We start from the raw sequence: 24298 nt of genomic DNA on the forward strand, positions 1-24298 counted from the left end.
GCTAATCTGTCGAATCTAAATCAAGGCAGTGCACTGTTTGCACTGCCTTCTCATCGACGATTTAAGTAGCCTTTGTAAGTCGCTTTATTTGATTCGTTTTAGATCCAAGCAACAACCCAATAATAATTAATGTTTAAACAGGAATGACGTGAGTAGTACTAGCGCATTAACAACACCTAAGCCCAACGTTCATATAAAGCCCTGGTATCAACGCCTTACTCTCTTAGATGGTGTTTTGTTTGCCATCATTTGTGCGTTCGCAGGTTGGCTTTATTATCGTTCTTCTGTCGGTATTAACTATCAGTGGCGATGGGAAGACGCGTTCACATTAATTTTTATTCCACCTTCTCAAGGCAGTATTCCTTACTTCTTCCAAGGCTTGGTCGCAACATTGCGTTTAAGCTTATGGAGCATGGTGTTAGCGCTCTCTTTCGGCACACTTTTAGGGATAGCAAGACACTCAAAGATCGCTTTCTTCAAAACACCGGCACTGATTTTTATCCAGTTGGTTCGAAATATTCCACCATTGGTATTTGTGTTCATCTTTTACTTCTTTGTCTCTAACCAACTGATCCCTCTACTTGGCTTAGAAAGCATTTTACGTGAACACAATGGCGAAATTAACGCAGTTCAAGATTTCCTATTCGGGCCCTCAAACCTTTGGGAAAACTTAGCCTCTGGTGTTATCTGTATTGGCCTGCTCTCTTCAGCTTATATTGCTGAAGTAATTCGAGCGGGTTTAGAAAGCATTCCTAAAGGGCAATGGGAAGCAGCTGATTCACTTGGGTTGTCGGCATTCTCTAAATATCGATTTGTGGTTGGCCCTCAGGTATTAACGGCGATTACGCCACCTTTGGCAGGTCAGGCAATCTCCTTGGTTAAAGACACGTCGATTGTGTCTCTGATTTCCATCCAAGAGATGACGTTTGTTGGTACTGAGATGGCAAACTCCTCGGGGTTGATCTTCGAGATCTGGTTGATTGTAGGCTTCGTTTATTTTGCTTTGTGCTTTGCACTTTCGCGTCTGTTCAAAGTGATTGAGCAACGTTCTAGCGCCTACCTTAACCATCAGTAACACCATTAAACAAAAGTATCGGCTCGCCCGACCATTCATTGCCCTTATTAATTCGACCTGATTGGTTTAAGTTATTGACCAATCAGGACTTATCTCTTCATATTTCTTCTTAGAAACACAGCAAAATACTCGCCTAATCACTATACTTAAAAAAGTATCGAACTACGTTGATTCTTCTCAAGGACATCACTCAACATGGACAATCATAAAGAAAGAGCTTTTTACGCAGTGGTTGGCGACGGTTATATTCGCCACCGACGCCTTAATATCGCGCGCCAGCACTTAGAGCGTGGCTTAGTATCAATAACCGAAGCCGCTTATGAAGCGGGTTATCAACACCCTTCTAACTTCACTAATGCATTTAAGAAAGCGTTTGGTGTACCGCCTCATGCACTTGCTAAGCACTCAACATCAAGAACGAGTTAGCTTCTAAAGTAACAAGGATATCGGTTGTTATTTTTTAAGTTATTAAAAACCTGGAACACACTGCGACAACTCGCTCTTCAACCAAGCTACGAATGAATTAGCTGACTCATCCTGATTGCTATCTTGTGTGAGCAATATGTATTGGTAACCAGAAGGTACAAAGCCAAACGGCGCGATCAAGTTACCTCGTTTAAGATCATCGGCGATTAAAGGATAAGACCCAAGCGCCGCCCCTAAACCATCAACAGCTGCCTGAAAACAAAAGTAGAAGTGTGCAAATGTCTGGTTGGAAACTGTTTGCGACAATACCCTACTTTCAAGTGCAGTGTCTTTGGTGATAGATGTCCAATGGCTCCACGCATCTGGCCGCGTACTGCTGTGAAGCAGTTTTACATCACCTAAGTTATCTTTTACCTGTTGCCAGTAATCAGGCGAGAATACAGGGCCAACCCACTCTTCCACTAACGGCGTCTGTTTGTAATGTTCGGTTAAGTTAAAATCATCTCGGCGAATCGCCAAATCAAGACCAGTCGCGCTTAAGTTCACAGGTCCGCCCGCTGTAGACAAGCGTACATCAATGCCCGACTCGGCGTAGAACTCACCTAAACGTGGCATTAACCAACGCATGGTTAACGTTGGCTCACACGACACCTCGAGTGCATGGTTATTAAGCTGGTTGAGCTTTTGGACGCCCGTATCCAATGCCTGAAACGCTTGCTCTGTGTAACCTTTGAGTAACTCACCCTCTTTGGTCAAACACACATTTCGACCCTGCTTATAAAACAGAGCGTGAGACAGATGGTTTTCCAGAACCTTGATCTGTTTGCTCACAGCACCATGAGTAATATTGAGTTTTTCTGCCGCTTCGCTGTAGCTCGTAGAATGAGCTGCGACATGGAAAACGTGAAATGCTTTAAGATGCCTCATATGTGATTATTTCTCACAGATTAATAGAATTCATTTCGATTATAGGCAGCAAACAAAAACCATACAATGACGGCACATCAAATAAGAGAATTGGAGTATTTATGGAGTGGTTGAGCTTAGCTGTGTTGGGACTATTAATTGTTATAAGCCCCGGCGCGGATTTCGTTTTGGTTTTGAAGAACAGTGTTAATCAAGGAAGACAAGCAGGCATTTGGACAGCGTTAGGGGTCAGCCTTGCGATTTGCGTTCACATCAGTTATTCAATGCTGGGGATTAGTTACTTAATCTCACAGAATGAGCAGCTTTTCAACATCATTCGATACGCTGGTGCCGCTTACCTTATTTACCTCGGCATAAAAGGAATCCTAAGCGCAGACAGCAAAATCACACCGATGGAAGGAACGACGCTGAGCATCAGTGTTTGGCGCTACTTGGCGCAAGGCTTTTTGTGTAACGTACTCAACCCTAAAACCATGTTGTTCTTCTTGAGTATCTTCAGCCAAGTGATCTCACCCGATGCAGCGAACCAGCATGTCGCACTTGGCTATGGGCTTTACATGATTGTTCTTCACGGCTTGTGGTTCGGAATTGTCGCTATGCTTTTCACTTCAGAGACTTTGCAAAAACACTTGTTGAAAGCCAAGATGCGACTCAATCAAGCATGCGGATTTGGATTGGTGACATTCGGGACATTGCTGGCGATCAAGTCGTAAGTCGAAAACTAAAAACCTCAATGGCAGATTGTGTCGTTGAGGTTATACCTAACGCTTGGAATTACCGACGCCACATGTAAACAAACTGGTCGTTTTGCGAGGTGATTTCAAAACCAAACCTTCGATACAACTCCCCAACTCGATTACCTTGCAGGTAACACAACTCAACTGGCTTACTGATCTTATCTGCGTGTGCTAAGCAATCGGTGAGGATTTGGCTACCAATGCCTTTACCATGATATTCGGGCAGCAAAAAGAATCGGCAAAAGTAGAAGTGAGCACCTTTGTCTTGCAGCAACACACTGCCAATCACTTTGCCCTGATATTCAATGATTTCAGGCCTTTCTTCTGCCCACTCTTCGGCGTGTATGTCTCGTTGAACTTGCTCATCCCAGCCAAAAACAGCTTTGATTGGCTCAAATTCAGCCGCCTTTTTTAGCTCGAACAGAAATTCATAATCTGATGACTGAACAGGTCTTGTCGAATACTTCAAAATATCTCCATATAAATTCTATTCCCATCAACTAATCGTCTGACTAAGCACAACGCTAGGCTAAGTGCATAGTGTACTCTTGGTGCCCTGTGTACTCGTCCGCTTGTTCACTTACGATGCTAAAGCCTTGAGAAAGATAGAACTCAATGGTCGCATGATTCTCTTTATACACATTCAAAGACAAGTTCGGGCATTCAAGCTTGGCATGTTTCATGAGCTGTTTCCCAATTCCACTCCCTTGATGCTCAGGGCAGACAAAGATAGCTGCCAATATCCCTTCATAGAGTGAATAAAACCCGCGAACTTTACCATCAACTTGAAACACGTAGGTTCGTGATGCAGGAAGATATATGTCGCGCATATTACCCACTTGCGACTCCCAAAAATCAGGCGCCATAAAATTGTGTGCCTTAATGGAAGCCGTGAGCCAGATATCTAGAACCGTTTCGGTGTCGGCTGCGCTGTATTCTCTGATCATTTTGATTCTCTAACGTTTGAGTTTGACTGTATTTACCAGTCAGTATGCTCAGAAACGACCTAATAATATTGAAGATTTACGACAATAGTTCGAAATAATGGTTACTGCTTTTTCACGTATTTAGCTGTCACCAGCATTTCACCGCCAGCATCAAGCTTACAATCTAGCTGGTGATCTTTGCCTTCATTGATGCGTCGAATCACGGCTTTGGTACCAATTTTCAGCACGCTAGAGCTGCCTTTCACTTTTAAATCTTTAATGAAGGTGACTTTATCACCGGTATCTAACACTGTGCCGTTAACATCCTTTACACGCGCAGCTTCTCTTTCTAAACGCTCTTCCTCTGGGTTCCATTCATAAGCACACTCGGGGCAGATTAGGTTATTTTGGTCTGGGTAGACATATTCAGATTGGCATTGCGGACAAGGAGGTAAAGACATACGTTAATACTTCATTTAAATAGAATTTGCGTCCATCTTAATGACTCTTACTAGGCTTAGCGAGCACAAATCTACCAGATTGTCTGAAGATAAATTTAAAGTAGGAAAAGAGCAGCTCTAAAACGAACAAACACAACCATTAAGCTGTGTTTGTTGAAGAAACGAAGTTGCCTAAGCGGCCGTTGTAATCTGGTTAGATTAACGCTCTACTTTTGGCGAGTAAATCGAATATGCCGTGATTTGTCCTGCCACAATCGCGGAGAACATAAACAGCGCCGATAAACCAATGCTTGGGATCGGCAAGATAGATTGTTCAAACACCGATTGGCTGGCACTCACCAGCACACGGCTACCTGGTACCAAAATGATAATGCCTTGTACTATGTAAATAGACCCCGTGAGCTCCATTTTTTTAGCAATCCAAGTACCGTATAAAGTGATAAGAACTGTGGTTACCCAAGTGCCCACAACCCAACCACTATCAAAACCAAGATAGAACGGGCCCCACATACCCAGAACTGCCACTGGCAAGCCGAGTAAGATGTCTTTAGGGCGCGCATTGAACATCACACCGATAGACACAGAGATCAACACCAAGCCTGATATGTGCATCCACGTCGGTACCGCATTGGTATAATCGATGGAGACCGCTTGTCCCCATACCGCTTCACCAATATTGAGACCCATGATAATCCCAACAAACAACTTAATCAGCGTTAAGGCACTCTGCCCTAGTAAACTGGTACCCGAGACGAGATCGTTGAAGGCCAAACATTCTAATGCGTTAGCTATCGATAATCCGGGGACAAACAAGACGATTGACGCAATACACAACGCCCATACAGGGATTGGCAAACCGGTGCTTGCCAAAAACGCCACAAAGATACCCGTCAATAATGCTGAGATAAATTCAACCGCAATTGCGCGACGTGAATGCAGGACTTGCTGACATACCCAAACCATCAAGCCCAATAACGCAGAAAAGCCAACCGCTTCCAACGTACTGCCGACTAGCATCAAGTACGCAGGCGGAATACCCATATTAGCTAGGGCAGTAACAAATTTAGAGTAGCCGACAGGTTCTGGCACTGGCTCACTGCTCGGTTGGTTAATACGAATGATGGTATTTGCCAACAAACTCAGGTTAATTGAAGCAGGCTTTAGGCGCTTGAGAATAACGGCGTCGTTATCGTCTGGAAATTGATAGTTAATCGCCGTTGGCGTTGCTTGGATCATCACATCCACACCATGCTTTTTCGCATAGAATTGTGTGTACTTTTCAAGCTTATAGGGAGCACAGCCGCTGCGGTGAAGAGTATCACCAATTTCAACAATTTTGTTAATTCTGAACTGAGAAGGCATGGATATATTAGGCGAAACAAAATGTGCGGCAAATGTAGCAAACGACAGACGGAATGACGAGACTTTTGCGTGAATTATCAACTAAATTCGTTACTTTTTTCTGCGAACGCACAGAGACGTGTATCACTCTACTCATTTGGGATTACTTTAATGAATAATACGAATCGTTCGTAAGTTAAACCGATGCATCCACATTGTTATAAACACACTTATAAATTTGACTAAAAGCTCGATTGTGTTGACACGCTCAACCATAGAGTTTACCTAAGTAGATGAGGAAATAACATTCAATATCAGTTTATAAATCCACCCCAAAACCCCTATCAAAAAATAATAAACTAACTGCAACGTTAAACCTTGAGCTTAACGAGAGTTTAGTCACATTTTATTTACTCTTGAAACGTCAAATATGATTGAAAAACTAGCGTAGTGGTGGTTATGCGAGCACTTAGAATAAAAATGAAAGAAAAAGGTTTCGTTTTCAGTTAGATGTGGCATTATCAAACTCGTTAAGACGATGTGCGTACATCGTATAATGGCTATTACCTCAGCCTTCCAAGCTGATGATGCGGGTTCGATTCCCGCTGTACGCTCCAGTCTTATTGATTCCTCAGTCTTACTCATAAGACAGTGTGCGTGCATCGTATAATGGCTATTACCTCAGCCTTCCAAGCTGATGATGCGGGTTCGATTCCCGCTGCACGCTCCAATACTATTTAGGCTCTATTCAGCCGAAACTATCACAAAGATCAAACACTTCAACATCAATTTTATTGCCTCTATATAAACCCGTTAATTCTCTCTGTTAATTCTCTCTATTGCTTCGTATTTTTTAGCTAATGCCACAGTTCTACTTTTAGTCGTTTTCGAAATTGTTTCAATTTAATAATCTCGGTCAATATCCGAAAAAGCAGTTGTGTTAATGTGCGAGCATTAGCAACAACCCATAAATAATAAGAATGTTTAAAAGCAATGAGTAAGCGTCTTTAAATCGACTCATTCAATCCTTTTAATAAACGTCGTAACCTTTAACTTTTATCGTTAAAGGTACTCGAAAATGTCTCAGCATAGATCTCAGCAAGAATGGCTACGCCTTGTTCAGAAGTATTATAATAGTGAGCAGTCTGCCGCTCAGTTTTGTTTAGAGCACAATCTTCATCCAAAAACATTTGATAACAACCGTCGCAAACTACACCACTTAGTCAACCTGCCTAAAAAACGAGAAGATTCACTTTCTGAATTCGTTGTTGTTGAAAAAATAGCCATACTAAATACCAAAACCGAGCAACTGCCTCCCTCTACGTTACCTACGGAATTACGCCTTGAAGCGGGAGCATGCTCTCTTCATGTACCTCGTGATGTAGCACCTCAGTGGCTCGGTCTTCTATTGAAGGAGCTTGCTGTTGTATGAAAATGTTCCCTGATATCTCTGTTATCTATCTCCACAAGGCGCCCGTCGATTTTAGAAAGGGCATTAACGGCTTGAGCTTTATTGTTGAACAGAATATGAACCTTAATCCCTTCTCCGAAGCGCTATTCGTCTTCTGTAATCGCACGCGGGATAAGCTCAAAGTTCTCTACTGGCAGCGTAATGGCTTTTGCCTCTGGCAAAAGCGACTCGAAAAAGACAAGTTCGCTTGGCCAAGAAAAATGCCAGGGAAAACCCTCTCATTAACGGAAGAGCAGTGGCATTGGTTGCTTGATGGGCTCGATATTGAAAAAATGAAACCCCATCAAACATTGAATTACCAAAGTCTTAATTAAATTAAAAAATATTAGCGGATAAGGAACTTTCGCGGCTCTCTGCGATCTTCCTTATATGCCAAATACAAATAAAGAAGATGAGCTAGCGCTCTTACGTTCAAAAGTGACTGAGCTTGAATCTACGGTACTCACACTTCGCCAATCTCTAAGCGAGAGCGAATTAACCATCCAATCGCTGGTTGAAAAACTCAACCTAGCGCGGCGTAAACGCTTTGGTAGCACTAGTGAAACCCTGCCCCCTCAGGACTTAGAGTTCAATGAGGCGGAGACTCATGCCGATACGACAGGTGAAGAGGAAGCACCCGATAATCCGAATGATGACGCTTCGGAAGCGGAAAACACTTCATCCGAGACAAAACGTCGTGGTCGCCCAAAGCTTCCTGAAGACCTGCCACGAGAGCGAGTCGTGGTGGACATACCAGAATCAGAAAAAACCTGCTCGTGTTGTCAGTCGATACTCTGCAGGATGGGGCAAAGCACCAGTGAAAAACTGGTGTATATCCCGGCCAAGTTGTATGTCGAAGTCACTGAAAGACCCAAATACGTCTGTCGTCAATGTGACGCGTTAGGAGAGAAGGGTGTTGTTGCAATGGCTCCACCGCCAGCATCGATTATCCCGAAAAGCATCGCGACTCCCTCTTTGCTTGCGCAAATTATCACGAACAAATACCACTACGCCCTGCCTCTCTATCGTCAAGAATCGCTGTTCAGACAATATGGGCTAGCGCTCAGCCGAAAAACGATGAGTCAATGGATACTGCGTTGCGCCGATAAGGTAGAGCCGTTAATCGCCTTACTGAAAGAAACCCTCCTTGCACAAGATGTTCTGTTCTCGGACGAGACCACGTTGACCGTGCTCGATGACGAAAGAAAGAAAAGTTACATCTGGTTGTATGGGTGTGGTCCAGACCGGGGCGGTAATGCGCAATCTCCCGGTATCGTCTTGTTCGACTACCAGGAAGGGAGTCGGGGGCACCACTGCCCTGAATCGTACCTGTCAAACTACACTGGATACCTTCATGTTGATGGGTATAAAGCGTATGAAAAGACAGAAGCGAAGTTGGTGGGTTGCTGGGCTCATGCAAGACGTAAGTTCATAGAGGCAGAGCAGAGCCAACCAAAAGGCAAGCAAGGAAAAGGGGGTAAAATCCAGTGGGCAGTGAGTTGGTTCCAAAAGCTCTATCGTGTTGAACAAGCACTCAAAGATAAGACGAGGGAAGAGCGATATGTTACCCGCCAGTCAAAGACTCAGTCTCTGCTCAATGAATTCAAGGCGTGGTTAGATAAATCGGTCACTCAGGTGCCCCCTAAAAGTAAATTGGGTGAGGCGATTAGCTACAGTCTCAATCAATGGTCGAAGCTAGTAAGAGTTATCGATGATGGCCGGTTAAGCATGGATAATAACCGAGCGGAACGTTCAGTACGTCCGTTCACGGTAGGACGGAACAACTGGTTGTTCTCAAAGACTCATAATGGAGCCCGCGCCAGTGCAGTGTTGTACAGTCTTATCGAAACCGCGAAGGCTAACGACTGTGAGCCGTATGAGTACCTCGAATACGTGTTACGAGAAATCCCGAAACTGAAGAGTGAGGATGACCATGGTCATCTTCTACCTTGGAACATGCCAAAGACGGAATAGTCCGCCCCTACAGAATACCGCTCAGAATGACAGATACCGCCTTAGTTGGCGGTATCTGCGTAGATATTAGAAAGTCAATGAGTCGGTTCGTAGACGCTTACAGCAATGAGTTAAAAATCAACATCGAAGCAATCAATGTCGCACTGTCAAAAGTCGAAAATGCGAACAAAATTCAGCTTAATACGTTGAAGGGTTATGTGAGCAGCGAACCCAAACAGGCCGTGCTTGCGTTTCGTTCTTTGAATGAAGTGGACTCGATCGACGACAAACTTAAGAAGATCATGTCAGAGCTACCACATCTCAGTGGTGAAGCTCAGCATCTACTAGAAACATCGATCCTATTACAGTAGTGGCCAAGAAAGATAAGTCTCAACTAGTACATATGCGTGAGTTAAGACTTATCTTTAATCTTTCGGCTTTGTCGCCCTTAATTATTTAGTACCTGCCTATTTAGGTATCTAGATATCAATTCATGCCTAAAGCGTTATCGACTTCGCCATGCCCGCTTCCGCATGTCCTGGTATATTGCAGGCAAATTCTACGTTACTATCACCATGAAATTGCCAAAGTATCTGCTTCGCTTCGCCCGGCTTAACCGTGACTGTACTACCCGAGTCATGAGCGTGATTACCCATGTTTTTCATCATTTCACGGTGCTCTAACTGCTCTGTTGCAGAACCAATTGAGAATTCGTGGTCAATCTTGCCAGTGTTCATCACGACGAACTGCACCACGTCATTTGGCTCAATATCAACCTTGTTCTTAAACGTACTTCTCATGTCGTCACTCTGTAGAACATGAACGACTTTATCGGGTTTAGCGCCTTGAGCTGGCATTCCAACCTCAGTCATACCTTCCATGTCCATCATTCCATCCATATTCATCATCTTCGAATGGTCAATCTTCCCACCCTTCATCATCGAGTGGTGCACTCACTTACGCGTTCATTGGGGAAAGTAAGGTGTCTTTTTGGGATTTAGCTGCTCCAACTTGGTACTGAGCCGCAGACAAGTTCTTGTCTTGTCGGTTGCCCGTAAACAGAGGGGGGTCGACCGTTAGATAAGCGCTGACAAGATTAGAGGCAGGCTCGCCCGCCATATTGTTCGCTTGTCGATGGGCATACATCACTTCCACACCAAACTGAGGCGTGTAAGCTTACTCAGCTAGCTCTACTTGAGTTTGATTAGATGAAATAGTCGCATCTGTGATCTTAACGAGCGGATGATCCATCAACAGTCGATAGTGCTTGGTTGAATCGCGGTCAGTCGCTAATTTATTTTCTAATAACGACCAATCAATTTGGTTGGTCGCATAAAGCCTCCCCTGAGGATCAAGAGCTTGAGGCATAGCTAGACCTCAACATCGCGATGATGCTGAAAACAGTAATCCAAGTTGTTCGGAGTGTGTTTGTCATAGCTAACCTTTAAATTTATAAGGTGACTATAAAGGTTACCCTTAGGGTAAGGTCAACGATGAAGGACAAATATTTGCTGAAATTGATAATAACTGCTGCATAGATAAAGAAAAGGAACATTCAATAAGCGAGAGATGTGATTTATAAGGTTACAAATATCGGTTAATGAAAGGCTAGAAAAAACATGAGCCTGCGGCATTACACAGGCTCAGACTTGGATCTGGACTCAGCAACTACATGCGAGCCAGTTGTACTTTTCTGTCTTTGTTTACCACACAGAAGTTGCCGCGCTTGGTGCGACACTTAGAACATCTCTCACATTCTACGGGGCTGCGAATACCCTCTTTCCAGCGTTTCACTAGGTGCGGTTCAGAAAGCAGTGGACGTGAAAGCGCGAAGTATTCAATACCCGTGTTGTTTGCAATCGCTTCAATGGCATAAAAGTCGGTTAAGCCGCCTACAGTAATAACTGGGATATCGACATCTTGGCTTATCACGTGACCATATTCGTGGAAGTAGCCTTCAGCTTGAATGGTAAAGCCATCGTGTGACTCGCCAATCATGGTGTCGGCTTTACCATGAATGTTGCCAGAAACCACTATGCCATCAACGCCCACTTGTTCTAGTTTTTTACACACCAAACGAGTTTCGTCGAAAGTCACACCGCCCTCGAAAAATTCAGAGGCAGTTAACTTAACCAAGATAGGGAAATCGTCGCCGACTAGCTTGCGAGTCGCCGTGTAGATCTCAAGTAAGAATCTCATACGATTTTCTAAGCTACCACCGTATTCATCTTCACGCTGGTTGTAATAAGGGCTTAAGAACTGGTTGATCAAGTACGTATGTGCCGCATGAATTTCCACTCCATCAAAGCCTGATTTTTGTGCTCTCAATGACGCTTGAGCAAAGGCATCAACAATGTAGCCAATTTCATCTTTGGTCATCGCTTTGCCTAGTGTTTGAGTCCCTTTTTCAGGAACCTGACTCGGTGCAAAAATCACTCGTTCGCCAAGGTCATGCGTAGTTTTGGTGCCACCGTAAGCCAATTGCATCACGATTTTAGAGTCGTTGTCATGAACCAGTTGAGTCAGCTTTTTGTACTCCTCGATAAACGAGTCGTTATACATGCCCATCATGCCTGCGTTAGGCTTCTCTTCTTCAACGATATTCGCATAACCCGTGACGATCAAGCCGACCTCACCTTGAGCCAACTCTTCATAGATAGCGTAAAGTTTATCTGTCATATGGCCATCTTCTGTCGCCATATTTTCCCACGTCGCACTTCTCATGAAGCGGTTTCTCAATGTCATTGTCCCGATGCGGGTTTCTGTAAACAAAGTACTCAAGTCTAATCCTCATTAAAATCGTTTTGCGAGTTACCCATTGCTGATGGGTACTTATTCAAGCGGATAGTACAGAGAGTATGGCAGGCAAAACTTAATCTAGATTAAGAGAGCAGCACTCTCACATAAGAAAGCGACAAGAAATGGATTCAAAAGATAGGAAATAACAAAAGATATAGGGAGCAAACAAAAAGCCGTTCAGTCTCACTAAACGGCTTTACAAGTATCTAGCTAGGTAGAAATTCCTCTAACCAACGCTTTAAAAGCATTAGCCATATTTAACCGTCGGATCGATACATTGATAGACCTGGCCGATGATAGTTTTTCGAACGAGTCGCTTTAAGCGAGTTCTCAGGGTGAGGTTGATTCGTTCTATCCTTTGCGTATACCGCTTACCGATGATGTGTTTACATCTAGAGTCCCAAGCATATCAAAGCCAACGTTGATAGCCCGTAGCCCATTTAGCATGCTTTCGAACGGCAGTGCTCTGACTACAAAATCGACAATTAACCTGAATAGTTGCCATGGTTTATATTGCCAAAAGCGTAAATTCTAACATGAAAACAACAGATTGGAGTCATGATCGCAATGAGCTTAGCGCTTAACTTACTAACCGTTAACTCACCCTCTTTGAGATTTGAGTAACAAGAAAATAAAGTAACTACCACCAATTATGGAAACTAGCGTGCCTGCCGCAAGCTGCGCTGGGAACACCACCACTTGCCCTAACCAATCGGCAAACAACATAAGTGCAGCACCAATTAAAAACGACAATATGATCTGCTCTCGAACCAAGCGAGCGCCAACCATGGCCGCAATATGCGGCGCGAGTAAGCCGACAAAAGCGACAGGCCCCATGGTGGTTGTCACGACCGAACATAAAACCGCCACGATACACAGCAGAGCCACGTAAGCGATGTTGATATTCAGCCCTCTAGCACTTGCGAACTGTCGCCCAGTTGCAATTAACGTCACCCAACGACTCAACAGCAAAGCAACACTAATAGAAAGCGTTATCACAATGGCCATGATGCTTGCTGACTCGGGTTCAACACGATAGGTAGACCCTGCTAACCAGGCTAATAAGGTGTATTTCCCCTCACCTACTCGCGTTAAAGAAAATTGTACCAAGGCTTCCAATACTGCGGTAAGAGAGATGCCTGTCAGGATTAAAATCGCCGGTGCAAACTGATGCTTCTTGCCAAGGAATAGCAATAAACACAGTGCAATCGCACTGCCTAAGAAAGCAATCCAAGGGCTCAATGAGTGAATCGAATAGCCCATAAACAAGCTGCTGAAAATCAAAGCTAGAACCGCACCTGCCGACACACCAAGAATGTCTGGGCTTGCGAGCGGGTTGTAGACCAGTCTTTGTAAAATCACACCAGCCACCGCTAAACCGCCACCAGCGAATATCGCGGTTAACATTCTCGGCCAACGAATAGACCATTCAAATGCGTCTGGAATAACAAAGTAGCCCATATCAGAAGAAGGCTGTGAGAGCGTGCTTAATGCCAACAACCCGACGATCATCGTGCCCAATAAGAAGTAAGCCAAAGATGAAATAGACTTTGGTCCTTTAGGCATTGAGAAAAACAACTGATCTTGAGCAGACATTTGCTTTCTCGCAATAATGATCAACGCAGGAGCACCAATCACTGCGGTTGCCGTCCCTGTTGGAATCATGTCCAAAGACCATTGTGCCAAGAAGATCGCCAAGCTGTCGTTGACACAGAGTAATAGCGCACCTAATACACAGCTTGCGACGAGTTCAGATTTGGCCTTTAGAAAACCTAGATGCCTAGCAATGTTCGGGGCTATCAAGCCGATAAAGCTGATTACGCCCACCGAAGTAATAGACACTGAGACCAACCAAACGCCAATTGCCATTAGTACAAAGAAGGTAGTGCCGATATTAAGGCCACGCGCCGCGGCCCCTTCAGTACCGATTGAAAGTAAAGTCAAAACTCGTGGCGCCAATAAGAATATGGCAAAAATCGGCAGTAGCTTAGGCATTAACCAAAGCACTTGTTCCCAACCATTTTGTCCTAGGTCACCCGCTCCCCACACAAACAGATTTTGTGCATACTGATCGTTGAGCAGAATAATCGCCGTCGCAAATGCCCCTAGCAACAAGTTGACAGCCATGCCCGCCAATACAATTGGCAAGCCGCTCATGTTTTTGATTCCGACAATCGAAACAATCAGCCCTATCGCAAGCAGCGCACCGACCAAAGCAAACCAAACTGAATACTGAGCGACCAACATCGGCGCAACCACATTCAGAATAACCAGACCAAGCCATGCACCTGACGATGTACCTAAGGTTAGCGGCGACATCATGCGATTCTGCGTCAGTTGTTGAAACAAGCTACCGATGGTGCCAAGTGTTCCGCCAACCAAAATCGCCATCACCAAGCGAGGCAAATTGACATAGGCTAACGCCATCAACTCGAATGAATCATCGACCATTCTATTGAATGTAGCGATATCACTGATCTGTGAGACTTGTTGAAGCAACTCTCGAATAGGGCCAAATTCAGACTGCCCTAACCATAAATGAACAAGGGCAGCACAAAACAACGCAACCCCCATCATAAAACTACTGGATTTCATTACTACTCCGCTAGCGTCAGCAGCGATTGCGCCATGGCTTCAGCGTTATACAAAATCGACATGGCACCGCCGTAACTCCAACTTGCCGCTACTGGGCTAAATTGACCATTACGAACAAAAGGCATGCTCTTCCAAACCGGAGAACGGTCTAACTTGTCTTGATACGGGAAAGGTTCAAAGTAAAGCGCAATGCCACCCTTGACGTTCTTAAGCTCGGTCATACGCTTTTGACTGATGCCCCACTGGCTTGCAGGAAGATCCATCGCATTTTCAAAACCAAGCTTTTCGAGTGCGTATTGTGGAATCGAATTATCGCCGTAGATAAATACCGATGTGGTACTCGCAAAACGGAAAGAAGTCACTTTTGGCTTGTCGCCCAGGTACGCTTTGTCTAACTCAGCTTTTAGAACCGCGATACGTTCATCCATCGCAGCCAGTTTGCTATTCGCTTGCTCTTCTTTACCAAGCAATTGACCTATCTTCTTGAAGTTATCGATAGCGGCCGCCGCATTGCTGTGCTGGTCACTGTACGTTTGGTAGTAAAGCACGGGCGCAATTTCAGACAGACGCTCCTGAAGATCTTTCTGAGGAGAAGCAATAAGAATCACATCAGGGTTTAGCTTTTTCAAAGCAGAAAAATTGGGCTCAGTTCGAGTGCCAATATCCGCCACGCCTTCAGGAATCGCAGGCTGAACAACCCAATCGGTATAACCTGCAATATCGGGCACTGCGACTGGCGTAACGCCGAGTTCAATCACTTGTTCAGCAATGTCCCAGTTCAGCGCCGCGACTCTAACCGGTTGGGCTTCAAGGGTTTTAACGCCCTCACTATCTTCGACTTGATAATCCGCCATTACATTAAACGATAACGTACTCGCTAAGATGGATAACGCGAGTTTTGTATTCAAGTTCTTTGCTTTAGAAAAATGGGAAGCTACTGGTTTTAAGCTCATATCTTTGCCTACTCAATCTAAATTCTATATTTCTTCAAACGACAAAAGCAGCCCAGTAAAGGCTGCTTTCAAATTGATCACCCTAACCTAGTTAGAATTCATAGTTGACGTTGAATTCCACGGTTTGTTCTTGTCCGTACCAGCAATAGCTCTCATTCCAACACGTGTAATATTCTTCGTTCAAAATGTTATTCGCAACGAGGTTCGCTGTCGCATTCTTTAAAGAACTGCTCATTTGACCTAAATCGTAACCAAGTGATAGATCAACTAAAGTGTATGATGGAACAGTGCCTTTGTTTTTATCTGATGCATCGTTAAGTACGGTTTCACCCACATAACGTACGCCACCGCCGACTCTAAGACCATTCATGACACCGTCACGTACAAAATAGTTAGCCCAAACATTTGCAGTATGATCTGGTACGAATACAGGTGTTTGCCCAACGTTCGAAGCATCTTTATCTTCAGTAATTTCCATGTCGGTATACGTATAGTTAGCCAACAGGTCAAGATTATCAGTTACTTGCGCACGGCCTTCTAACTCAATACCTTGCGAGCGAATCTCGCCAACAGCTGTCCATGGAGTAGCTCCGTCAGGGCGAACACCTACATTTTTCTTATTAACTTGGAAGAGAGCCAACGACCCTGACAACATATTTTCGTATGAGTCATACTTAAGGCCAAACTCTACTTGCTCGCCAGTTTCAGGATCTAGGTTATTACCACTAGCATCTAGTTTTACATTAGGCTCGAAGCTGGTTGCAAAATTAGCGAATGGAGATAAGCCATTATCAAATGTGTACAAAGCACCTAAGCGGTATGAGAAATTAGTATCATCAGTATCCGTTTTACTTGGTGTACCACCAAATACTGATACTTTTGTCGTTGTTTCAACTTTGTCAAAACGACCACCAGCAATGAACACCCAATTATCAATCAGCATCTGGTCTTGGAAATAGAAACCAAGCTGACTCACTTCAATGTCGTTACTTTGATAATACGTTTTTGTAAAATCATTCGGGTTCAGCTTATCGTTATTTGGATTGTAAAGGTTGATGCTATCAACACCTGCGAAAGCGTCGTAGGCTACATCCCCCTCTGTGTTTCGATAATCCACACCAAAAAGTAAATAGTGATCTAATGAGCCAGTCGACACTAAGCCCGATAATTGGTTATCAACACTTATACCCTTAGAGTTTTCATCAGTGCTATATGCTGAGCGCTCCAACTCTCCCGTTGTCGCATCAAAATTGCCACTGGCGGTACTTTCTTGATATAAATCAGCCTGCATATATCGGAAGTTTTGTAAGAAAGCCCAGTTAGAGTTGAAGTCGTGATTAAATTTGTAACCAGTAATCAAGAAATCTCTTTCGATGGTGTTGTAGTTAACGTCACCAGCAAATGTCGACGGTGAGATTTTACCTGATTCAATCGCGGCTAATGGGAGAGTCACGTTCTGACCTAGTGCAGGATCATTCTGATAATAGAGATTGAAGTTAATAAAAGTTTTATCAGACACATACCAATCAATTGAAGGCGCAATCACGTAGCGCTCTTCCTTTACACCGTCAACTTGCGTATCTTTTTTACGACCTAGAGCGACCAAACGATAAGCTACGTTGTCATTTAATGAACCAGTTGTATCAATTGATGCTTCAACTAGGTTATCTAACCCCGTAGCTAAACCAACTTTCGTAGATTCTTCGAACTTAGGAGCTTTAGCAATGATATTAACCATACCTCCTGGTGGCATACTTCCGTAAAGAACGGACGTTGGCCCTTTAAAAATTTCTAAGCGTTCCATCGCGATTGGATCAATTTGAGGTTTTACATTCCATCCAGGAAGGATTGGTAACATCATTCCGTCATAATAATTATTTGAAGACTCAAAGCCGCGAATTTTAACCCAATCACTAAGAACCACTGCACCGCCTTTGTTCTCAGTTGAGACACCCGGAGCGTAGCGAAGAGCTTGCATCACAGACTTAACACCACGTTGTTCCATCTGTTCAATTTCGATCACGTTAAGAGTCTGCGGCGTTTCTTCTGGATCTAAAACAGTTTTCGTTGCTGTATTACGATAGGCTTTACCCATAATAGTGACAGTCTCGATATTCGAATCTGCCGCTTTAACGGTTTCTTCCGCCAATGCTTGCGCTGAAAACGCAGTGAGCAACGCTACTGCCAATGCTGAATACTTAAAACGAGTGTGAGTGGTCATGATTCCCTCGGTACCAATGCTTAATATAAATAATAATGAATCTCATTTGCATTGTATGTATCTAGAGATGGGATAATTAACAATTTGGTGCAAATTAAAAAATATCCTGGCCTAATTTTAACGAAAAACGGTCAATTTATGATTAAAAACACAATTGACCTTATTTAGAAGAAGAGATTTTGTGAGGATATGATTACGATTTAATAATAGGAACCCAGTACTCCATTTCAGCATCTAATGCATGGGCTTGATAGCCAAATGGGTACACTTCGAGCTCATAACCATCGACACCACGATAACCAGAACTCGGCAGCCAGTTAAGCACAAACCAGCTCAACGTATGTCGCAAATTTTCAATCGGCCCACAATGCTTAACCACCGCATAAGTTTGCTTAGGGATAGTCAACACCTTCAATTTATCAGAGATAATGCTTGGTAATTGCGGGATGGAAATTCCGTCGTGAAGCTCAACACCAGCCCAATAGTGGATGTTAGTGCCATCGAAACAAGACTGAGTAAGATCAACGACGCCAATAAACTGAAGTACATTATCGTTTGGAATCGTCACTTCCTGTTCCAAACGAGACCAAAGCTGAGGGACTTTCTCTGCAAAATCTTGTGTTAGTGAAAACAAACCACTGATTTCTGATGTCATACCTTTAACAAGGAAAGACTCTCTTTCATCAATTCGAACTTCCACAAAACTGAGTAACCCTTTTTCAGCGGCACTTGCGGTGTCAGACACTTGTATTGGTTTTCTCAGCCCTACCCTTTTGCCCGCTTTTCGATATTGGCTTGGGCTCGCTCCAAACATCTGCTTAAACGAACGGCTAAAGCTAATTTCGGAGTTGAACCCGAGGCCAAGCGCAATGTCGATCACACGCTCTTTACCATCTAACAAGTACTCTGCTGCTTGGCTTAACTTAAGCTCTCTCACATAGTTTGCTACAGTCAGCCCAGTTTCAGCTTGAAACACTCTTTGCAATTGCCAGCGAGACCAACAGCTTTGTTTCGCGATATCTTCTAGCGATAGTGTCGAGCTTAGGTTCGCATGAATATAAGCCAAGACACGGCTGATACGATCAAATGCTGGTGTGTTCATATTCAATCTTTCACATTCTCTATAATTGGTAGCGATACATTAGGTTCACCAATACTTTTATCATTTTAAAAGACTTTTATCACTTGAAAAAGTACAGCTTACCGACACTTTATAAATATCTAAAAACTCAAAAGCACCGAGCAGATGCTCCATTTTGTATGGTTATCCTCGACTATGTCCGTTATGATAACGCAACTGATTCTCATTTATTGATTTAAGATGCTTCCCCAACTGCACAATATTATCACTCGTCGAAAAGCCCCGTCTCTACATCAGAAAATCTTCGCTTACTCAAAAGAAGTCACCCCTTATTTGAGCGGAAGCTTTGGTGCACTTAATAGCAAGAGCATTGCGGTAACGAATGATAATAGCCATAAAGAGCTCAAACGAGTTTACGATGGCCTTGAGCAGAGCCACCCTGAAGCAGGCAAAGCGTATTGGTTAACGCGAACGTGGGATCTCGTGTGCTGGCAGCCTATCTATGTGACTTTCATTTCTATCTATGGACTTCATTCACTGCCTGATATCAAAAACATTGGTCAGTTTAGATACAAAGAGTTCATTACTGGCTATCGCTTTTCTAATGGTGATCATCAACATGGTTCACCTGAAGAGCTTATCCCACATGCTGGTGAAGCCATTCTTGCATTGACTGCATTTTATCGCAGCCAGATCAGTGAATGGACACGCATTCGCCCAGGGTTTACCAACCACTTACTGGCTGATCTACTATTAAGTAGTTTGATCAAGCTGCAACAACACGAGCCAAGCCTGACCAATGATTATATCACTGGACAAGCTAAGCTTTGGTTAGAAGCATGCCAATTACCTGAAAGTCATTTAGACAGCCTTAAGATCGATGCCCATTCAGGAATGCTAAAACTGATCAGAGTCAGCTGTTGCCTCGTTTATAAGTGTGATTCAGGAAAGTACTGTAACGATTGTCCTAGGCACCCTGACAACAAGAAAAGCGCTAAATGACACCCACTATTATAAAGACCAGTGCGACAACTTGCTTTTATTAAGCATCGCTATTGGTCTCGAGACAGGACCGACATGTTCCAGCTTTCAAACATCAACATCATTCGTGACAACCGAACCATCCTTTCTATTGAAGAGCTTGCTATTCCGTCCGATGAACTGACCGTAGTTCTTGGTCACAATGGTTCTGGTAAATCCACACTGGTAAATTTGCTATCAGGACAAATGTCTCCAGATCACGGCACCGTCGAGTTCAAAGGCACTTCCCTTTCTTCATTCAAAAGCAAAGACTTAGCCAAAAAAATTGCGTATTTGCCGCAAAAGCTTCCTGCTTCAGCAGGCTTAACCGTAGAAGAGCTGGTCCGTTTAGGGCGTTTCCCGTGGAGAGGCGCATTAGGCCGTTGGAATTCTGAAGATAAGTCGATCATCCAACAAGCAATGGAGAGAACTGGTATCGCGGAGTTTTCAAAGGTATTAGCGGATGATTTGTCTGGCGGAGAACGTCAACGAGCGTGGGTCTCTATGTTGCTAGCTCAGCAGTCACCTGTATTGATCCTCGACGAACCAACATCGGCATTAGATATCCATCACCAGTTTCAACTGATGGGGTTGCTTTCTGAACTCAACAAAAAGGAAAACGTTGGGGTGATCGTCATCTTACATGATTTGAACCTTGCTCTGCGTTACGCGACACACATTGTCGCCCTGAAAAAGGGACAGATCGCATTTGAAGGTAGTGCTGATAAGTTGCTCAATGAACAAGCTTTGTCTGTACTGTATGAATCCCCTATCCGACTGATCGATCATCCAGTTCCCGCTAACACAGCCGCGAGTGAAAAAGTTGCGGTGGTCTGCGAATAGCTCAGGCGTTTAAGCACTCCAAACCAAGTCCAAAGACCCAATACCCAATACCCAATACCCAACAATAAAAAAGGCCATTAAATCGTAAAAATTCAATGGCCTTTTTCTCAGGTTTTCGAGCTAGTTAAGCTGAGACTCTCTTGCTTCTTGGCTACTAAAACCACGTAAAATATTAAACAGAGTAATCAACGTGAACACCGTAATCACGATCGATAGATGCCATGCTTCTCCTAGCCCCAACTGAACCAGTCCCATACTCACCATGGAAGACACCACCATTTGGCCACCGCCAGACATCGCCGCCGCCGCACCCGCGTTCTTTTTATATGGCAACATCACCAAAGCCTGTGCACAAGGTAGTGCAATACCATTACCCAGTATCATCAAGAATTGACCAATCATTAGGTACAGAGGTTCAAGTGGGCAGAAGAAAAGCCACAATGCAGCCGAAATATGTAACACAGGCGTACACAGTAGTGTTTTCTTATTGCCAAATATCGGACGAATACGGTTACACAGACTGGTACCGCCAAGCATCCCTAATGCGGGAATCACTGACCACATCGCGTATTCGTCTGACGTCATACCAATCTGGTTCTGCATGATAAACGGCATCACCGACACCGTGGTGATCATCAGGCTAAAGTTAAGCCAACCAATACTCGCAAAACTCATAAAATAGCGAGAGGTTAATAATTCTTTGTATTGCGATATCATTTTCTTCGGCGAAGGAATAGCGGAGGTCTGAGTGACGGTTTCCTTAAACTTGAACGCCAATACCACCCAAGCTAATGACACATATCCAAGTAGCGATATGAACACCATGCTCCAGCCAAAATGGAAGTTAATAAAGCCTCCGATTACCGGAGCAATCAAAGGTGTAATCGACGCTACCATCGCGATGTAGGACATCGCCAAAGGCAAATCGGCTCCGCTGAATCGATCTCGTGTGGAAGCACGAGCAAGTACAGCGCAACAGCCAGTCCCTAAGCCTTGAAGAAAACGTCCCATAACCATGCTAGTAAATGAATGGCTAAAGAAGATGATCATCAACAAGCCCAGCATGGCAATCAACAAACCGGTTAACAATACCTTTTTACGCCCTAGCGCATCTGAAACGGGACCATAAATAAACTGAGAAGGACCAAAGCCTAGCAAATAGACACTCACCAAGAGCTGAGCTTGCTCTAAAGAGACATCGAAATCTTTCGCGATCCAAGGTAAAGAAGGAAACACCAAACCCATACTGAGTTGGCCAATACTGATGACCAAACACGCAAGTAGGATCGATTTAAAGTCAAATCGACGGCTCATGATGTAAAGTATCCAATAGAACAGCGGTTTTGAGATCGAGTGGTTTGAGAATGGATCGCTTGAATATCTACCTGACAACGTAAAGACAGAGAAAATAACGAAAAGGTTGGAGGGTTAGTATTCATCGAGCTCCGAAACAATCGAATAGAGGATGGCAGGGTAAACATACGTGAGCTTGTATAATCATACAATACTCGCTCGACTAAATATGTGAATAGTGACTTTTCACTGACCCTAATTATCTACTTGCCGACCGCAAGCTAAACTAACACAACGTCATGACAATCAAGGGACTTCAATGAACACTCATCATCGTATTCTTTCCTGTGCTTTGGCACTCATCGTATCAGGTCCAATTGCTTCAACCCCAGTTTTTGCATGGCAGGCAGAAAAAATCACAGACGGGCTCGAGATTCCATGGGGTCTCGCTTATGTCGATGACGATTCTATGCTTCTCACAGAAAAAGCAGGCGTCATTAAACATATTGATTTAAAGAATGGTGAACAAAGCACACTGTTCAGGCTTCCTAACGTTTGGGCGAAAGGCCAAGGTGGTTTGTTGGATATCGCGCTTTCCCCTTTTGAAGAAGATAAGTTCTATGCTACCTACAGTAAAGATGTCGACGGCGAAGGCGTAACCACACTCGCTTCTGCTTCGTACAAAGGCGATGAGGTGTCTGACTGGCAAAATGTGTTTGTGTCTAAATCAAGAACGGATACAGGTCGTCACTTTGGTAGTCGCATTACCTTTGACGAGAGTCACCTTTACTTTTCCATTGGCGACCGTGGTGACCGAGACAACGGTCAAAACACGCTCACTCATGCAGGCTCGATATTGAGATTGAATGCCGATGGAAGCCCACCTAGCGACAACCCATTCACCGATAACGACCAGGTTCTCAATGAGATTTGGAGCTTTGGTCATCGCAATCCACAAGGGCTATTTTACGACTTCCCCAGCAAAAGGCTTTGGTCTATTGAACACGGGCCACGCGGTGGTGATGAAATTAATCTAATAAAAGCTGGCGCTAACTACGGCTGGCCAGTGACCTCTCATGGTAAAGAGTATTGGGGCCCTATCAGCGTGGGAGAATCTGAAACCAAAGACGGTATTGAAGCACCTAAAAAAGCCTACGTTCCTTCAATCGCTCCGGGCAGTTTGATCGTCTACCAAGGTGACAAATACCCTGAGTTACAAGGCAAGCTGTTGGCAGGCGCACTTAAACTTACTCACATCAATATTGTGACGGTCAACGAACAAGGTGAGGCGATAAAAGAAGAGCGTATTCTTGAGGACTTAGGTGAAAGAATAAGAGACATTGAAACCTCTCCCGGCGGCGACATTTTCTTCAGCACTGACAATGGCAATCTATATCGCCTGAAGAAGTAACACGATGCGCAATCACACCGTGATATAAGGTCTGATTGCGTCAGTTTTCCCGCTATTTATCTATTTATACCTACTATTTAACGACGTTTCTACCAAACTCGCGGTTTAGAAATCTAACGTTAGAGATGGTTGTTTTAAGGGCATTGATTTGGTGATTACACGTATAAAACCAGTGCAATTACTCCAAATTTGTCATCAATTTCACCCACGTTTTTCACAAAAACGACAACAAATCACCATACTACTGTAACTCCATGATATTTAAGGAATGCAAAGTTTGACTGCCCCCAAGTTTCTGCAACCTTTCGTTATGGATTCGATTGACTATCCCTTGATTTGATTTAGACTTCACCTCGGCTAGAAAGAAAGTTCTTTGTATATAAACATTTCGTTGGATTACTAGTAACCCCGTTGTGTTGTACGCAATAGCAATAAACTTTTCCGCGCTATCAGTGCCACAATTGGCTCAAAATAAAAATTTAATTTTAGGATATCATCATGTCTAACACAGTTACTGGTACAGTAAAATGGTTCAACGAAACTAAAGGCTTCGGCTTCATTCAACAAGAAAACGGTCCAGACGTATTCGCACACTTCTCTGCAATCACAGGCGACGGTTTCAAAACTCTTGCTGAAGGCCAAAAAGTTGAGTTCGTAGTATCTCAAGGTCAAAAAGGCCCACAAGCTGATAGCATCAAAGTACTTTAATTTAGTATTTTAAAGCTTTCTAAAAATAGCCAGCCTCTGCTGGCTATTTTTTTACCCGCTATTCAGAGATTTAAGGTA

General features: G+C 43.8%; 21 protein-coding genes, 2 tRNA genes and 4 pseudogenes. 13 read left to right on the forward strand and 14 right to left on the reverse strand.

Annotated elements, in window-relative coordinates:
* Positions 1–148 precede the first annotated feature (148 nt).
* Positions 149–1075, forward strand: a complete 927-nt coding sequence (locus ACMAZD_RS24480; protein WP_435249824.1) for an amino acid ABC transporter permease — start codon at positions 149–151, stop codon at positions 1073–1075.
* Between the two features lie 237 nt (positions 1076–1312).
* A pseudogene (locus tag ACMAZD_RS24485) lies at positions 1313–1501 on the forward strand (helix-turn-helix domain-containing protein); the annotation flags it as partial.
* Positions 1502–1543: 42 nt separating this feature from the next.
* Here the strand turns inward: ACMAZD_RS24485 and ACMAZD_RS24490 are convergent.
* Complete coding sequence (locus ACMAZD_RS24490) at positions 1544–2428, reverse strand: LysR family transcriptional regulator (RefSeq protein ID WP_435249825.1); 885 nt, start codon at positions 2426–2428, stop codon at positions 1544–1546.
* Between the two features lie 101 nt (positions 2429–2529).
* Between ACMAZD_RS24490 and ACMAZD_RS24495 the strand changes: the two genes are divergently transcribed.
* The gene (locus tag ACMAZD_RS24495; protein ID WP_435249826.1) at positions 2530–3141 is read left to right on the forward strand and encodes a LysE family translocator; all 612 of its coding nucleotides are present in this window, start codon (positions 2530–2532) and stop codon (positions 3139–3141) included.
* A gap of 61 nt (positions 3142–3202) precedes the next feature.
* On the opposite strand, the gene ACMAZD_RS24500 is transcribed toward ACMAZD_RS24495, so the two are convergent.
* From ACMAZD_RS24500 to ACMAZD_RS24515, 4 genes are all read right to left on the reverse strand, one after another.
* The gene (locus tag ACMAZD_RS24500; protein WP_435249827.1) at positions 3203–3634 is read right to left on the reverse strand and encodes a GNAT family N-acetyltransferase; all 432 of its coding nucleotides are present in this window, start codon (positions 3632–3634) and stop codon (positions 3203–3205) included.
* A gap of 55 nt (positions 3635–3689) precedes the next feature.
* The gene (locus ACMAZD_RS24505; RefSeq protein WP_435249828.1) at positions 3690–4112 is read right to left on the reverse strand and encodes an N-acetyltransferase; all 423 of its coding nucleotides are present in this window, start codon (positions 4110–4112) and stop codon (positions 3690–3692) included.
* Between the two features lie 101 nt (positions 4113–4213).
* A complete protein-coding gene (locus ACMAZD_RS24510) occupies positions 4214–4552 on the reverse strand; it encodes a zinc ribbon domain-containing protein YjdM (protein WP_102276858.1) in 339 nt (112 codons plus the stop codon).
* Between the two features lie 198 nt (positions 4553–4750).
* A complete protein-coding gene (locus tag ACMAZD_RS24515; RefSeq protein ID WP_435250543.1) occupies positions 4751–5914 on the reverse strand; it encodes a threonine/serine exporter family protein in 1164 nt (387 codons plus the stop codon).
* A 521-nt stretch (positions 5915–6435) separates the two neighbouring features.
* Here ACMAZD_RS24515 and ACMAZD_RS24520 point away from each other — a divergent pair.
* The 6 genes from ACMAZD_RS24520 (at position 6436) to ACMAZD_RS24545 (ending at position 9667) form a co-directional block, all read left to right on the forward strand.
* A tRNA-Gly gene (locus tag ACMAZD_RS24520) sits at positions 6436–6510 on the forward strand.
* A 38-nt stretch (positions 6511–6548) separates the two neighbouring features.
* Positions 6549–6623, forward strand: a tRNA-Gly gene (locus ACMAZD_RS24525).
* A gap of 348 nt (positions 6624–6971) precedes the next feature.
* Entirely contained in the window at positions 6972–7325 is a 354-nt protein-coding gene (tnpA, locus tag ACMAZD_RS24530; RefSeq protein ID WP_435248589.1) for an IS66 family insertion sequence element accessory protein TnpA, read from the forward strand.
* Positions 7322–7678, forward strand: coding sequence for an IS66 family insertion sequence element accessory protein TnpB (gene tnpB / locus ACMAZD_RS24535; protein WP_102481560.1), 357 nt, complete (start codon positions 7322–7324; stop codon positions 7676–7678). Before tnpA ends, tnpB begins: the two co-directional genes overlap by 4 nt.
* Before the next feature lie 55 nt (positions 7679–7733).
* Positions 7734–9317: an IS66 family transposase gene (gene tnpC / locus ACMAZD_RS24540; RefSeq protein ID WP_435249829.1), complete on the forward strand. Its 1584-nt coding sequence runs from the start codon at positions 7734–7736 to the stop codon at positions 9315–9317.
* 77 nt (positions 9318–9394) lie between these two features.
* Positions 9395–9667, forward strand: coding sequence for a hypothetical protein (locus tag ACMAZD_RS24545; protein WP_435250544.1), 273 nt, complete (start codon positions 9395–9397; stop codon positions 9665–9667).
* A gap of 126 nt (positions 9668–9793) precedes the next feature.
* On the opposite strand, the pseudogene copI reads toward ACMAZD_RS24545, so the two are convergent.
* The 8 genes and pseudogenes from copI to ACMAZD_RS24585 all read right to left on the reverse strand — a co-directional run.
* Positions 9794–10243: pseudogene (copI, locus tag ACMAZD_RS24550) on the reverse strand (copper-resistant cuproprotein CopI); the annotation flags it as partial.
* 13 nt (positions 10244–10256) lie between these two features.
* Positions 10257–10658 (reverse strand): annotated as a pseudogene (locus ACMAZD_RS24555) (TolC family protein); the annotation flags it as partial.
* A 306-nt stretch (positions 10659–10964) separates the two neighbouring features.
* Entirely contained in the window at positions 10965–12077 is a 1113-nt protein-coding gene (locus ACMAZD_RS24560) for an NADH:flavin oxidoreductase (RefSeq protein WP_435249830.1), read from the reverse strand.
* Positions 12078–12390: 313 nt separating this feature from the next.
* A pseudogene (locus ACMAZD_RS24565) lies at positions 12391–12486 on the reverse strand (IS1 family transposase); the annotation flags it as partial.
* Positions 12487–12695: 209 nt separating this feature from the next.
* Positions 12696–14690: a Fe(3+)-hydroxamate ABC transporter permease FhuB gene (fhuB, locus tag ACMAZD_RS24570; protein WP_435249831.1), complete on the reverse strand. Its 1995-nt coding sequence runs from the start codon at positions 14688–14690 to the stop codon at positions 12696–12698.
* 2 nt (positions 14691–14692) lie between these two features.
* Positions 14693–15643, reverse strand: a complete 951-nt coding sequence (locus tag ACMAZD_RS24575; RefSeq protein ID WP_435249832.1) for an iron-siderophore ABC transporter substrate-binding protein — start codon at positions 15641–15643, stop codon at positions 14693–14695.
* A gap of 91 nt (positions 15644–15734) precedes the next feature.
* A complete protein-coding gene (locus tag ACMAZD_RS24580; protein ID WP_435249833.1) occupies positions 15735–17864 on the reverse strand; it encodes a TonB-dependent siderophore receptor in 2130 nt (709 codons plus the stop codon).
* 193 nt (positions 17865–18057) lie between these two features.
* Positions 18058–18966 (reverse strand): AraC family transcriptional regulator, encoded by a 909-nt coding sequence (locus ACMAZD_RS24585; RefSeq protein WP_435249834.1) that lies wholly within the window; start codon positions 18964–18966, stop codon positions 18058–18060.
* A 219-nt stretch (positions 18967–19185) separates the two neighbouring features.
* Between ACMAZD_RS24585 and ACMAZD_RS24590 the strand changes: the two genes are divergently transcribed.
* Positions 19186–19947 (forward strand): siderophore ferric iron reductase, encoded by a 762-nt coding sequence (locus ACMAZD_RS24590; protein ID WP_435249835.1) that lies wholly within the window; start codon positions 19186–19188, stop codon positions 19945–19947.
* Between the two features lie 75 nt (positions 19948–20022).
* On the forward strand, positions 20023–20808 hold the full coding sequence (locus ACMAZD_RS24595; RefSeq protein ID WP_435249836.1) for an ABC transporter ATP-binding protein: 786 nt from the start codon (positions 20023–20025) through the stop codon (positions 20806–20808).
* 120 nt (positions 20809–20928) lie between these two features.
* Here ACMAZD_RS24595 and ACMAZD_RS24600 read toward each other — a convergent pair whose 3' ends face one another.
* A complete protein-coding gene (locus ACMAZD_RS24600) occupies positions 20929–22122 on the reverse strand; it encodes a multidrug effflux MFS transporter (protein ID WP_435249837.1) in 1194 nt (397 codons plus the stop codon).
* A 298-nt stretch (positions 22123–22420) separates the two neighbouring features.
* On the opposite strand from ACMAZD_RS24600, the gene ACMAZD_RS24605 reads away from it, so the two are divergent.
* Complete coding sequence (locus ACMAZD_RS24605) at positions 22421–23512, forward strand: PQQ-dependent sugar dehydrogenase (protein WP_435249838.1); 1092 nt, start codon at positions 22421–22423, stop codon at positions 23510–23512.
* 498 nt (positions 23513–24010) lie between these two features.
* A complete protein-coding gene (locus tag ACMAZD_RS24610) occupies positions 24011–24220 on the forward strand; it encodes a cold-shock protein (RefSeq protein WP_010430417.1) in 210 nt (69 codons plus the stop codon).
* The last annotated feature ends 78 nt before the right edge of the window (positions 24221–24298 follow it).

This window comes from Vibrio sp. nBUS_14, from assembly GCF_051201655.1.
Classification (GTDB): domain Bacteria; phylum Pseudomonadota; class Gammaproteobacteria; order Enterobacterales; family Vibrionaceae; genus Vibrio.